10 protein-coding genes are annotated in these 12878 nt (G+C 61.8%); 5 read left to right on the forward strand and 5 right to left on the reverse strand.

The features are described 5' to 3' along the window. Window positions 1–105: 105 nt before the first annotated feature. The 3 genes from RH858_RS03390 to RH858_RS03400 form a co-directional block, all read right to left on the reverse strand. Entirely contained in the window at window positions 106–2064 is a 1959-nt protein-coding gene (locus RH858_RS03390) for an archaea-specific SMC-related protein (RefSeq protein WP_259533862.1), read from the reverse strand. Window positions 2065–2105: 41 nt separating this feature from the next. Next, the gene (rdfA, locus tag RH858_RS03395; protein ID WP_259533863.1) at window positions 2106–2717 is read right to left on the reverse strand and encodes a rod-determining factor RdfA; all 612 of its coding nucleotides are present in this window, start codon (window positions 2715–2717) and stop codon (window positions 2106–2108) included. 278 nt (window positions 2718–2995) lie between these two features. Continuing rightward, window positions 2996–3769 (reverse strand): IclR family transcriptional regulator, encoded by a 774-nt coding sequence (locus RH858_RS03400; RefSeq protein WP_259533864.1) that lies wholly within the window; start codon window positions 3767–3769, stop codon window positions 2996–2998. Window positions 3770–4037: 268 nt separating this feature from the next. Between RH858_RS03400 and RH858_RS03405 the strand changes: the two genes are divergently transcribed. Together RH858_RS03405 and RH858_RS03410 are read left to right on the forward strand one after the other, a co-directional pair. Further along, the gene (locus RH858_RS03405; RefSeq protein WP_310561117.1) at window positions 4038–4343 is read left to right on the forward strand and encodes a MoaD family protein; all 306 of its coding nucleotides are present in this window, start codon (window positions 4038–4040) and stop codon (window positions 4341–4343) included. A gap of 47 nt (window positions 4344–4390) precedes the next feature. After that, window positions 4391–5578, forward strand: a complete 1188-nt coding sequence (locus RH858_RS03410) for an FAD-binding oxidoreductase (RefSeq protein ID WP_310561118.1) — start codon at window positions 4391–4393, stop codon at window positions 5576–5578. A gap of 52 nt (window positions 5579–5630) precedes the next feature. Here RH858_RS03410 and RH858_RS03415 read toward each other — a convergent pair whose 3' ends face one another. Both RH858_RS03415 and RH858_RS03420 read right to left on the reverse strand, forming a co-directional pair. Next, window positions 5631–7307: an aldehyde ferredoxin oxidoreductase C-terminal domain-containing protein gene (locus tag RH858_RS03415; protein ID WP_310561119.1), complete on the reverse strand. Its 1677-nt coding sequence runs from the start codon at window positions 7305–7307 to the stop codon at window positions 5631–5633. A 106-nt stretch (window positions 7308–7413) separates the two neighbouring features. Next, window positions 7414–9030 (reverse strand): BCCT family transporter, encoded by a 1617-nt coding sequence (locus tag RH858_RS03420; protein WP_259533868.1) that lies wholly within the window; start codon window positions 9028–9030, stop codon window positions 7414–7416. Window positions 9031–9310: 280 nt separating this feature from the next. Here RH858_RS03420 and RH858_RS03425 point away from each other — a divergent pair, with 280 nt between their 5' ends. From RH858_RS03425 to RH858_RS03435, 3 genes are all read left to right on the forward strand, one after another. Beyond that, window positions 9311–10801 carry a trimethylamine methyltransferase family protein gene (locus RH858_RS03425; RefSeq protein WP_259533869.1) on the forward strand — a complete coding sequence of 497 codons (1491 nt, stop codon included), beginning with the start codon at window positions 9311–9313 and terminating at the stop codon, window positions 10799–10801. 106 nt (window positions 10802–10907) lie between these two features. Beyond that, window positions 10908–12116: an FAD-dependent oxidoreductase gene (locus tag RH858_RS03430; RefSeq protein WP_259533870.1), complete on the forward strand. Its 1209-nt coding sequence runs from the start codon at window positions 10908–10910 to the stop codon at window positions 12114–12116. Window positions 12117–12746: 630 nt separating this feature from the next. Continuing rightward, the gene (locus tag RH858_RS03435; RefSeq protein ID WP_259533871.1) at window positions 12747–12878 is read left to right on the forward strand and encodes a hypothetical protein; all 132 of its coding nucleotides are present in this window, start codon (window positions 12747–12749) and stop codon (window positions 12876–12878) included.

Consider the following 12878-nt stretch of genomic DNA (forward strand, 5'->3'; position numbering starts at 1 on the left):
ATGACCCAGAGAAGGTGGACGTTGAAGAGAACACGTGCCGTATCCGAAGAAATAAACTGTGACGACATTATTTCGAGAACAGAAACTACACAGGCACCGGACGGTTCAGATCTCGGTCACGTAGGCGTACTCCTCGGAGAGCGCCTGGGCGTCCTCGGGGAGCAGCGCGATGACGAGGTGATCGACGTACTCCTCGAAGTAGTCGACGACGGCGGCGATGCGCTCGGAGTCAATCGCCTCCAGTGAGTCCAGAAGCATCACCGGGAGAATCTCGTGAACGTCGTGGACGAGATACCCCGCGAGCGCGAACACGAGCCCGGTCACCTCGCGTTCGCTCTCCGAGAGGTGATCGACGGTGTCCCGGTAGGCCGTGCCGTCGGCCGACCGGACGACGTGGAGGTCGAACGCCGTCCGATCGACGGACCGGCGACCCTCTCTGACGGTCTCCTCGCGGCGCTCGATCCAGATCCGGTCGATGTTTTCGTACTCCAGGATCTCCAGGATGGCGTCGATGTGCTCGTTGAACGACTCGACCGCTTCGGCCTCCAGTCGATCGACTCGAGTCCGGAGGTCGGCGAGCTCGTCGGTGATCTGCTCGCGGCGGGTCGAAAGCTCCTCGCGGGCGTCGGTGGCGTTTTCGCGCTCTTCGATATCGTCTTCGACGCTTTCGAGTTCGTTTTGGAGTCGCCCGACCTCAAGTTCCAGCCGGTTCGCCTCCCTGTGGCGGTCGAGCACCTCGCTGTAGTTGGTCTCCTCGAAGGATTCGGTTTGCTCTTCGAGCCCCTCGATCTCGGATTCGAGCGCCTCACGCTTTTCCTCGAGCGTTTCGATCCGTTCCCGGGAGGAGTCCAGTTCCGTCTCGATCCGCTCGAGACGCCGTTCGTTGCGTTCCCGCTGTCGCTTTCGTTGCCGGAGCTGTTGCCGCTCGTCGGTGAGGTCGTCGATCCGCGATTCGAGTTCGTTTCGCTGTGAGAGCTGATCCTTCCTGAGCTCCCGGAGACGATCGAGCGTTCCCTCGATCCGGTCGACTTCGACATCGGAACCGCAGGTCCAGCAGACGGTCGTGTCGGCCGACAGCAGTTCGTCGGTGACCGCCCCGTCGCCGTCGGCCCGGCCGTCGGCGTCTGAAGCCTGGAAAACGCGTTCGACTGTCGCGTCGTCCTCTTCGAGCAGCTCCTCGTTGAAGCTGATGACGCTTTGCAGTTTGCCGATCGTCCCGTCGAGCGCCCGCTTTCTGTCGCGGAGCTCCTCGATCCGCCCCTCGAGTTGATCGACGCTCCGATCGTCGTCGAGTTCGTCCCCCTCGTCGGTCTGCAGCTCCTCGCGTTCGGCAGTGAGCTCCTGGATCGTCGCCCGTTCGGTTTCGAGCTCGAACTCGACGTCCTCGAGCCGGGACTGGGCGTCCCGCAGTTCGGAGAACAGCTCCTCGAGCTCCTCTTTTCGGGTCCGGCTCTCCTCGATGTCGGCGTCGAGCCCGTCGAGTTCGGACTCGACCTCTGCCAGCTCCTCGCGCGTTTCCTCCAGTTCCGTCTCCAGGCTCCGTTTCTTCGACTCCAGTTCGGGCAGGTCCTCCTCGAACTGTTCGAGCCGGGAGATCTCCTGGTCGATCTCGCGTTTCTCGGACTCGAGTTCGTCGATCTCCCGTTCGATCTCGGCGGTGTCGACCGGCCGCATGATCACCTCACGGAGGTCGTCGCCCCGCTGGATCGCCCGTCGGGCCTCGTTGTCCTCGAGCAGGAACGCAAACAGGTCCGCGAGCTCGGGATCCTGGAGGTAAGGATCGCCGTCGAACGCGACGGTTCCGTTCCGTCGGGTCAGCGTACGGCTGTACGTTTCCCCCTCCAGCTGCAGTTCCACTCGACCCTCGTCGGCGTCGGCCTTCAGGGAGGGCTTCTCGCTGCCGAACGCCGCCATCAACGCCTGGAGAAACGAAGTTCGGTTCGTCGCGTTCCGGCCGGTCAGGACGGCGACTCCGGACGGAAGTGTTACCTCCGTCCGGTCGATCCCGCCGACGTTTTCCGCGGTAACCGTCAGTGTCTCGTCCACTGACTTTTGTGAAGACATGTTGTTGTACAACCTAATTACAGGAACACGTACTTAAATATTTACTCTCCGCCGCAGTCGCAGCCACCGTCCCGAACCAGATCGACGAGCGCATAGTCGCGACCACACTCCTCGCAAACCGCCCGAACCTCCACGAACAGTTCGTACTCCCGGTCGGTCACCTCCCCGGATCGGACGAGCCCGTCGAGAGTCGACTGGGCGACTGCAGCGGTACGCCCCTCGAGGCGCTGGAGGGTCTCTACTTTCCGTTCTGGATCGACCGATCGGTCCTCGAGCTCCGCTTCCCGATAGTCTCGAAGATACGAATGGACGGCCTGATGTGTGACGAAGTTACTCCGGAGCTCCTCGACGTCGACTCCCTCCCGTTCGAGTTCTCGCTCCTTCCGTAGGACGTCTGCACGGGGGACGTCGTCGTCCGTGAGGACGCGATAGGTGCTCTCTACGTCGTACTCGATCGCGACCACGTCGGCGTCCCGGAGCGTCGCCTCCAGAACGGCGCGGTTGAACTGGTCCGCGAGATCCCGGAGACTGGTCCGCTCCCCGTCGACGCCGAGCCACTCGGCCTCCAGTCGGTCGCCCCATCCATCGAGTTCGTGCTCCTCGATCACGCGGGCAACCTTGCTGTCGGGCCGGTCTGTCGATTCCGTTCCCATACGGTACGCCTCTCACCACTACGTTACAAAGGTAACGGTGTAACGAGGACACACATATGACTGTAACGGGACACGTCGCGTCGCCGCCGGGCGTTCCAGTCACAACCGAACCGGCCCGGAGACGGAAACCTCGGCGAATACGGATCGTTCGTGCATTGCAAAAGTATTCCAACGAAAGTGAAACAACGTCTCCCCGGTGTACCCCGTTTTTATCGGTTGTTCGGATATGACAAATAGCAACCGTGAGCGTGGATGGGTCCCTGGAACAACTCGATAACTCAAAACGAGGCCGTCTGGACGCTCAGTTCGATCACGTTCGCGGCCTGCATCACCCGTTCGGGCAGTTCCTCGCGGAAGCGGTCCCCTTTCAGCCGGCTCACCGGGCCGGAAACGCTGATGGCGCCCACTACCCCGGCGGTGTCGATTGGGGCTCCGACGGCACGGAGCCCATCGATCTCCTCTTCGTCGTTCAGCGCGTACCCCCGCTCCCGAATCTGTTCGAGGCGATCGAACAGCTCTCCGCGGGAGGTGATCGTGTTTCCGGTCCGCTCGGGGAGACCGTACGCGTCGACGATGTCGTCGACCCGGGACTCGGAAAGACACGAGAGGATCGATTTTCCCGCCGCGGAGTAGTGGAGGTGGTCCTCCTTCTGGAGGTTCATGTCGTGGTACGGCTGACCGACCGCGTTGTCGCCGCGAGACTTGTAAATGTGGAAGCCGCGCCCCCGCTCTTCCGCCATGAGGTGGGCGTACTCGCCTGTCGCCTCCGCGAGGGCGTCGGTTTCGTCCCGGCCAGCCCCGTAAAGCGGGCGTTGCCGCTTTACGTACTCTCCGAACGTGATGAACCGCAGGCCGAGTCGGTACTCGTCGCCCTGCTGTGTGACGACGCCGTTCGACTCGAGCGTGTTCAGATGCGTGTGGACCGCACCTTTCGAGAGTTCCAGCGCATCGGCGAGTTCGGTGACCCCGGCCCCCTCCCGATCCGCGAGCGCCCGTACGATCTGGAAGCTCCTGTTTACGGTCTGTACCTCCCGCCCGTTGTGGTCGTCCATGATCCGATGTTCTTCGAATGCGCCTTAATCGTTTTCATACTACAAACACCAACGTGGAGTTCTGCATAACTCTCTTCCCGTCGTTTCGGAACTCGCGAGGGAATTCCGGCGGAAACGACCCGTACGCTTCGACGCTACGGGTAGTCGGCCGGATCGTGGACAAAGTGTCGACGGTGGAAGCACAGTAGCGTTCACATATGACAAACGAAACTCGACGAGTCGAGGGGAACGGGAAACTGACTTGTAGGGACGGTGGCAAGGTGATCGCGTGCCAGTCGAGATACGCCTGTACGGCCGGCTGCGCGACGCGGCCGGCGTCAAGTCCGTCACGAGAACCCCCCCGGAGGGAACGACCGTCTCGACACTCCTCGAGTCCCTCGGGAAGGAGTATCCGGGGGTCGCCGAACAGCTGTTCGACGACGACGGAACGGTTCGGAACCGCGTGATCGTCCGAAAGAACCGGACGACGCTCGACGCGCTTTCGGTCCCCGTCGACGATGGGGATCGGATCGCTGTCGCGACGCAAGTCGTCGGCGGGGGACACACGCCACCAGGGACGGGTTTCGACCAGTAACGCCGTCGGCGGTACTTTTTTAGACGCCACCACAGTCATAGCGAGATATGGAGACAGCAGAGAGACTCCCTAGTGCAGTCGACGTCATCATCGTCGGCGGCGGCATCGTCGGGACCAGCGCGGCGTACTTTCTCGCCACCGAAACCGACCGCAAGACCCTGTTGATCGAACGCGACGGGATCGCCAGCGGATCGACCGGTGACTCCTCGGCGATCATCAGACACCACTACGGCGACCGAGAAACCTACTCGCGACTGGCCGACTGGAGCCACGAGTTCTTCCGGAACTTCGAAGAGCGGACTGGCGAACCGATCGCGTACACGGACAACCCTCTTGTCAGGCTCGGAAAGAACGGCGAACCGTCCGGGGAGTACGCGCAGGCGGGGTACGAGACGCTCTCGGAACTCGGGATTCCCGTGAGCCGATACGGCCGGGAGGAACTCGAACGCCGATACCCGATGTTGTCGGTCGAGGACGTCGACTTCGCGGTGAGCGACGACACCGCGGCGTACTCGGACGCCTCCGACGTCGCGGGGGGGTTCGCCCGGGCGGCCCAGCGGGAGGGGGCGACCGTCGTTACCGACGTCGAGGCAGAGGACCTGCTGACCGAAGACGGCGGAATTGTCGGCATCGAAACGGACGCCGGACCGATCCAGACCGACGACGTGATCGTCGCCGCCGGACCCTGGAGCGGTCGGATCGCCGGCTGGGTCGGCGTCGACATCCCGATGCGGCTCACCCGAGAGCAGATCCTGCTGCTGGAACCTCCCGAGGAGTTCGATGCAGCCAAACTCGAGAACCTGCCGACGACGGGAAAACCGGACGCGGACTGGTACCTGCGGCCGGACTTCGGGGAGGGCGTGTTGATCGCGACTCACCACGTCGGGGAAACGGTCGATCCGGACACCTACAAGCGCGACCCCGACGAGGAGACAATCCTGAAGTTCATCGAGGAACTCGAAGAGTTCGCTCCGGGGCTCGCCGACTCGAAGCTCCGCGGGGGCTACTGCGGGGTGTACTCGGATACGCCCGACCGCGGGTTCGTCATCGATCAGGCGGGCCCCGACGGCTGTTACTTCGCCTGCGGGTTCTCCGGACACGGGTTCAAAACCGCGCCGGCAGTCGGGTCGATACTCGCAGATCTCCTGACGGAGGGAGACTCGGAGCTGGCGGACCTCGAGGAGTTCTCGCTGGAACGGTTCGAGGAGCAGACGAAACCGACAGCGAACGATTGAGCGGGGGATCGATTGGACGATCGTTCCTCCGTTTTCCCACCACGGAGTGCCCTCAGCCGTTCGACTGGATCCGTTCGTCCGGAACGGTACCGTCGGTGTTCCATCCGCGACGTTCGTAGTACTCCTCGATCGCGCCCTCGATCCCCGGGATCTCGTAGGGAACCCCGTCGTCAGCTCGGTCGCGTCCGCGCTGGTTGTTGAAGTGGCGCTCGAGTTCGACGACCCGGGTTCCGACCGACATGAGTTCCTCGTAGTCGGCCTCCAGAAGCGTCGTGTACCGGTCGCGGTGGTCCTCCCCGTCCCAGGTTTCGAGCACGTAGTTCCGGGAGAACCGACAGAGGATCGCGCTGTCGTTTACCGCCTTCTGGTTTTCGACCTCGGGGAGGATCTCGGCTTTCCCCTCGACGGTCTCGGGTTCGTCGGCCTGGAAGTAGTCGTAGATGTTCATCGCCGAGTACATGTGGTCGGCCCCGTGGTTGGAAACGGCGTAGCTCAACGCGAGCCCGTGACAGACCCGACCGTCGTGGGCCGGGAACTCGAGTCCCTTGACCGTCCAGTTTTCAACCCCCAGCTCTGGTGCACACCGGTCGACTCCTTGTGCGAGGAGATCCCCGTCTCCCTCGCGATAGGCGGTCTTCCGGATCAACTCGTGGACGAGATCGGCGTCCCCAAACCCGCCTTCGGCGTCGAGATACGCGCCGATCGTGACACCCGCACTGATTGTGTCGAGACCGAGTTCGTCACACAGGTCGTTCGACTGCATGACGTCGACGACCTCGTCGACCAGGAGATTGGAGCCGAACGAAAACACCGTCTCGAACTCCGGGCCCTCCGTCTCGAGTCCAGTGTCCTCGTCGCGTGTCGGCAGTTTGCAGGCGAACGTACACGCCGAACAGGTAGCGGTGTCGTACTTCTTCTCCTCGACGCGGTCGCCCGAGATCCCCTCGACGCCCTCGTCGAACTCGGTGCGCTCGAAGTATCTGGTCGGAAGCGAGAACTCGTCGTTGACCCACTCCGTCTCGAAGGCGGTGCCCTGGGTTTTCATGATGTGGTCGTCGGTGGCCGCCTCGCGGGTGATCTCGCCGGCTGCGTCGGGGAGTTCGATCTCCCGGTCCGTGTCCCCCGCGAAGGTGAGGCATTTGACGTTTTTCGATCCGAGCACCGCACCGAGCCCGCCCCGACCGAACGCCCGGTGTTCGGACGTCATCACGCTCGCAAACCGGACCAGGTTCTCCCCGGCCGGGCCGATCGCTGCGACCTGCTCGTCGCCGTAACCCCGGTTGTCCATCGCGTCTGTCGTTTCACTCACCGTAGCAGCCTCGAGTTCGGGAACCGGCTCGAACTCGACCCCCTCGTCGGAAACGTGCACCGCAAGCAGTTCGTCGGACGCACCCGTTATCTCGATTGCGCCGTATCCCGTCGCGTGCAGCGCCCTGGAGAGATACCCGCCCGCGTTCGAGGAGTGGAGGCCGTCGGTGAGCGGCGACAGCGCCGTGGCGTTCGTCCGGCCGGTGAACGCCATCGGCGCCGCCTGGAGCGGTCCGGTGGTGAAAAACAGGCTGTTCTCCGGCCCGAACGGATCCGCGTCGAACGGGATCCGTTCGTGGGCCAGCCGAACGGCGGCCCCTCGGCCCCCGATAAACCGTTTCAAGATCCCGTCGATGTCGACGGTGGCTGTACTGCAATCGCTCACGTCCACTGAAAGCAGTGGCCCCTCGAGGTGGAGCATATCCCTACGTCGACGCCTCGTTTCAAGTAAGTACCGCTCGCCGCCAGTATGGAACAGGAGAAGACAGCCAAAATCAGATCGGGAAGTTCCCGCCGGAGGCCGCCACTCAGTCGTCGTCCGCCGCCGTAAACTCGTCCCGGGCGGAGACGACAGGGATCTCCTCTTCGGACTGAAGGAATATTGGCCGTTCGCCCCCGAACGTAACGATCATGTTCAACATCCCGAGGAACAGGACGATCCCGAACGGCGTCCCGAGGATGATCGCCGCCGCCTGCACCGCGTCGACGCCGCCGACGACCATCAACATCGACGCCAACATCCCGATGAGGGCGGCCCAGATGACCCGGTTGATCGTCGAGGGACTCTCGGCGCCGCCGGTGGTGAGCATCCCCAGCGCCAGCGTCGAGGAGTCCGCCGAGGTGATGAGGAACGTCGTGATCAACACGAGGAACATCACCGTGAGCAGTTCTCCGAGCGGAAGCGCCTCGAACATCGGGTAGCCGGCTGCGGCCTCGTCGCCGCCGTACTCGCCGATGACAGCGAGAACGTCGGCCTGTCCGGTTTCCTGCATGAAGATCGACGTGCCGCCCATCGTGGCGAACCACGGGATCGTGATCCCCGTCGAGGCGAACACGCCGGTAAACGCGACCTGACGGACGGTCCGACCCTTCGAAATGCGGGCGATGAACAGCCCGACGAACGGTGCCCACGAGAACCACCACGCCCAGTAGAACACCGTCCAGCTACCCACGAACCACGCGGGTTCGGCCCCCTCGGCGTTCGTGTACAGGCTCATCGTGATGAACTCGTTGATGTAGCCGCCGAGGGCCTCGGTCCCGGCGGTCATGATGTACGACGTCGGCCCCAGGAGAAACGCCGCGATCATCAACACGAAGAACAGCACCATGTTGAAGTGAGAGACCCGACGGATCCCCCGGCGGACCCCAGCGGCGACCGAGAGGGTAAAGCCAACGGTCAATCCGGTGATGACCAGTACGGTGCCGAGGTCGCCGACCTGGACGCCCGCGACGTAGTTCAACCCCACGAGGAACTGGGAGCCGACGAGTCCGAGCGTCGTCGCCACCCCGCCGATCGTCGTGAGCACGGCGACGACGTCAATCACCTTTGCCCAGAAGCCGTCCAAGTTGTCCAGTCCGACCCACGGTGCGATCACCGTCGAGATGCGCAACGGCGCGTCGTGACGGTAGGCGTAGAAGGCGATCGGGAGCGCCATGATGATGTACACCGTCCATGCGGAGATCCCCCAATGGAAGAAGGTGTACTGGAGCGCCCCGACTGCGGCCTCGGAGGTCATTCCGTCGGCGCCGACCAGCGGCGACGGCGTCTCGTAGTGGAAGATCGCCTCCGCGGGCCCCCAGAAGACAATCCCCGCGGCGATCGCCGCCGAGTACAGCATCACGAAGTACGACAGGAACGTGAACTCGGGTTCCTGACCGTCCTTGCCGAGTTTGATCTTCCCCCACGGACTCAAGATCAGGAAGATCACGAAGACCACGAACACGAACATGATCATCAGGTAAAACCAGCTGAGCTGTTCCCAGAGGAGATCGTTGATGCTCCACATGATCTCCGTCGCCGCCCCCTCACGGAAGATAAACGCCGCGACCGCAAGCGACGCGACGACGACGCCGATGCCGAACGTCAGCCCGTCGACCTCGTTCGTAAACTGTTCGACCATCCCTCGAGATCGTTCTTGACTCATGATGTCACCTCACCTCTGACCGCGTTCTCGTGCGTCGACAGCCGGTTGGTCCGGCCTGTCCGAGGATGTCGACCGCCCCGAGGATGTCGACCGCCCCGAGGATCGGTTCGTCTCGACGGACATCGGGCTAGCCCGGACGACGCCGGCTGGTGAATCGCACTCCGTCACATCTCCACGACAGTGACGGTTACTACAAGACGTTCCGATGGAGGGTTATAAATGTTTGGTGATTGTTCACTCGGAACTCGAGATCCCGGACGCCGATCGCCAAAACAAATTTATGAGTCGGTCGGAAGGTCAAAACATGGAGTACGATCTAGAGACGATAGACGTCCCTACCCTCGAAACCCTGTCCGAAGCGGGCGTCGAGGCGATTCACGAGACGACGATAGAGATCCTCGAAGACATCGGGATTCGGATAAGCCACGAGGGCGCAGTCGAACTCCTGGAGGAACACGGCGCGTCCGTAGAAGACGACAGCGAGGACGCGGAACTGGTAACGATCCCGCGATCCCTCATCGAGGACGCGGTCGCCGAGGCACCGTCGTCGTTTACCTTGCACGCGCGCAATCCCGATCGATCCGTCGGCGTCGGCGACGGCGACGGGCCGGCGCTGGCGTCGGGGTACGGCGCGCCGAACGTGCGGACGTTCGAGGACGGGACGCGCTCGTCGACGATCGACGACTACGAGACCCTCGCCAAGCTGGCACAGTCAGAGGACGTGATCGACGTCACGGGCTATAACCTCTGTGAGCCCAACGACGTCCCCCAGGAGGTGAAACACTACGAGATGATCCAGCGGTCGCTCACGCTCACCGACAAGCCGATTCTGGGATCGACTTACGGCCCAGACCGGGCGAAAGCGAGCCTCGAGATGGCCGGCATCGCGAACGACGACCGGGAGCTGTCGAAGCCGTACGCAGCGGGGGTTATAAACACGATCTCCCCCCGCCGGTGGGACAAGAAGATGACTGGCGGCCTGATCGAGTATGCGAAACACGGCCAGCCGACGCTCGTTTCCGCCGCCGTGATGGCCAACGCCTCGGGACCGTCGCCGCTGGCGGGATCGATGGCGCTCGCGAACGCCGAGATACTCACCGGGATCACGATCGCCCAGCTCACGAACCCCGGAACCCCGGTCGTGTACGGTCTACCCTCCTCGAACGTCGACGTCAGACACGGGACGTTCTCGATCGGGAGTCCCGAGGGAGCGCTGTTCGTCTCCTACGCCGCCCAGATCGGCCGATACTACGACATTCCTTCGCGCGCAGGGGGGTGTCTGACCGACGCGAAGACCGTCGACGATCAAAGCGGCGCGGAGTCGATGATGCAGCTGATGACGACGATGTACAGCGGCATCGACTTCGTCCTGCACGCGGCGGGGATCCTGGATTCCTATTCGACTGTTTCCCCGGAGAAATACGTCCTCGACGCCGAACGGATCCGGTACGTGAAGCGATTCCAGGAGGGGTACGACCTCGACGAGGACGCGTTCGCGCTCGACCTACTCAGGGAAGTCGAACCCGGCGGACACTTCCTCGACAAGCGGCACACGCTAAACCACTGCAAGACCGACCACTACATGTCGGAGATCTACGACCGACAGTCGACCGACGACTGGGAGAACCAGGGTGAAAAGACGTCGTTCGAACTCGCCCGGGAGAAAGTCGACGCTCGCCTCGAGGAGTACGAACAGCCCCCCCTCGACGAGGACCTGGCGGCGGAACTGGAACGGTACGTCGAGAAAGGATCCGAGAAAGCGCTCCAGTAGGACGATCTCGTCCCCGCAGTTCGGATTCGGTCCTCGTTCGCATCCATCCCAAGGTTTTATAGTGCGATCCCGTGGATGATAACGCGATCAGGTGGTAGCAATACACATGAGTACGGACGTCGTCGTGATCGGTGGCGGGATTTCGGGCGCAGCAGCGGCCTACTACCTCTCAAAACGGGAGGAAATCGGAGACGTAACGCTGCTCGAACAGGGCGAGAACCTCGGAAACGGGAGCACGCCGCGGGCCGTCGGCGGAGTGCGATCGATGTACTCGACCCCGGTGCACGTGGAGCTGTCGCTCGCATCGAGGCCGGTCTGGCGGGAGTTCGAATCCGAACTCGGGTTCGAGATCGACTACCGCGAGAACGGCTACCTCTTCGGTGTCAGGAGCCGGACCCAGTACGAATCCCTCCGGAAGGACGTGATCATGCAAAACAGGCTCGGAGCGGGCACGGAGTTCCTGACTCCCGAAGAGGCGACCGAGATCGTCCCCGGACTGGAGACGGACACCTACGTGGCAGCCGCCTGGAGTCCGAAGGACGCGATGATGGACGCCCACTCGGCGCTGCAGGCGTACGGAACCCTCGCCCGAGAGAACGGGGTCGACATTCGGGTCGAATCGCGGGTAACCGACCTGTTACAGGGCGCGAACGGCCGCGTTACGGGCGTCGAAGTAAACGGCGGGAAAGACGAGGGCGGGACGGAACTGGAGGCGGACTACGTGATCAACGCCGCCGGCTCGTGGGGCCACCGCATCGCCGCGATGGCCGGCGTCGAGATCCCGATCTCGCCGAAGAAGCGCCGGGCCGCGTTCTTCGAACCGGAACGGACGGTCCCCGAGGACCTTCCTCTGGTGATGGATCTGGAGTCGGGTGCGTACTTCCGACCGGAGGACGAGCAGTTCGTCACCGGCGGCGGTCATTTCCACCCCGACGACCCGGACGTCGATCCCGACGAGCCGAGCTCGTTCAGCGACAGCGTCGATCTCGAGTGGGCGACCGACGCGATGGACGCCCTCGTCGAGATGGCCGACTACTTCGGTCCCGAAACCCGCGTCGCGGAGGGGTGGTCCGGCGTGTACGCGATTTCTCCGAGCAACCACCCCATCATCGAGGAGAGCGTCCCCGGCCTCGTAAACGACATCGCCCATTCCGGTCGGGCGTTCATGCACGCGCCCGCAACCGGACAGATCGTCGCGGACCTGGTCGCCGACGGAGAGACCGACATCGTCGACAGGACCGCGTTGCAGACCGACGGCGCCGTCGACAGGCGAGGACAGCTCCCGATCCCCTACCAGGCGGACATGTACGAGTAACCTGTCGATAGTTGGATGGTATTGTCTTCTCCTAGTAGAGTAATATATTATAATATTAATTAATATAAACTGTTCGTGTTTTTGTTGTAGCTGTTGGTCTCGGTCCACACTAAAAATTCACAAATAATAAAAGTAATAAAGAGATTATCTGCGAGAATAAGACTATTTACCGAATTAAACAGGAACATAAATATTTACAGCAGTTACAAGCACGGACCAAACCGCGTGTCTGCGATCGCAACAATACATAAAAAGTTTTATAATATGGCGAATGTAAAAGTTCGTTGTATTATCTGTAGTCGGGGAGATTCCGGTATAACATGATCGGAAAATTGGTTCAGTACCGAATGCCTCGACAACGGAAACCACGTCACCGATAAAAAGTACGGACCTCGCAAAATCGGACCCAAATTCGACCACGCAGGATTCATCATAATTAATATGATGTTTTGCTGTTTCGAAAATCAGATCAAGTAACGTCACATATATGACCTGATTACGGGTTTTTAAGTAATTCTTTACAAAAATTCGGTAGACGTAATGTACAAAGCGTACAATTATTACGTTTATTAGAATGACAGGTTAGGGATAATTATTTGTGCATGTCTCTCGTTTCGACGTTTGCAACACATGTCAGGAGTCCCAATTGGGACGACGATCGCGCTGGCGATAATGATCGTCGTTCCGATCGCGACGTACCTACTGTACCGCATCGACAAAAGCAGGGGAGACGGACGGGTAACCGTCGTCGGGAAACGGTGA

Origin of the sequence: Halalkaliarchaeum sp. AArc-GB, from assembly GCF_031432225.1 — an archaeon.
In the GTDB taxonomy this organism is placed as follows: Archaea; Halobacteriota; Halobacteria; order Halobacteriales; family Haloferacaceae; genus Halalkaliarchaeum.

Bases quoted from the DNA above. Each gene is read 5' to 3' on its own strand.
- RH858_RS03425 (WP_259533869.1), top strand. From the start codon at position 9,311: ATGAGTCGGTCGGAAGGTCAAAACATGGAGTACGATCTAGAGACGATA.
- RH858_RS03400 (WP_259533864.1), bottom strand. From the start codon at position 3,769: ATGGACGACCACAACGGGCGGGAGGTACAGACCGTAAACAGGAGCTTC.
- RH858_RS03390 (WP_259533862.1), bottom strand. From the start codon at position 2,064: ATGTCTTCACAAAAGTCAGTGGACGAGACACTGACGGTTACCGCGGAA.
- RH858_RS03430 (WP_259533870.1), top strand. From the start codon at position 10,908: ATGAGTACGGACGTCGTCGTGATCGGTGGCGGGATTTCGGGCGCAGCA.
- RH858_RS03435 (WP_259533871.1), top strand. From the start codon at position 12,747: ATGTCAGGAGTCCCAATTGGGACGACGATCGCGCTGGCGATAATGATC.
- RH858_RS03410 (WP_310561118.1), top strand. From the start codon at position 4,391: ATGGAGACAGCAGAGAGACTCCCTAGTGCAGTCGACGTCATCATCGTC.
- RH858_RS03420 (WP_259533868.1), bottom strand. From the start codon at position 9,030: ATGAGTCAAGAACGATCTCGAGGGATGGTCGAACAGTTTACGAACGAG.
- RH858_RS03415 (WP_310561119.1), bottom strand. From the start codon at position 7,307: ATGCTCCACCTCGAGGGGCCACTGCTTTCAGTGGACGTGAGCGATTGC.
- rdfA (WP_259533863.1), bottom strand. From the start codon at position 2,717: ATGGGAACGGAATCGACAGACCGGCCCGACAGCAAGGTTGCCCGCGTG.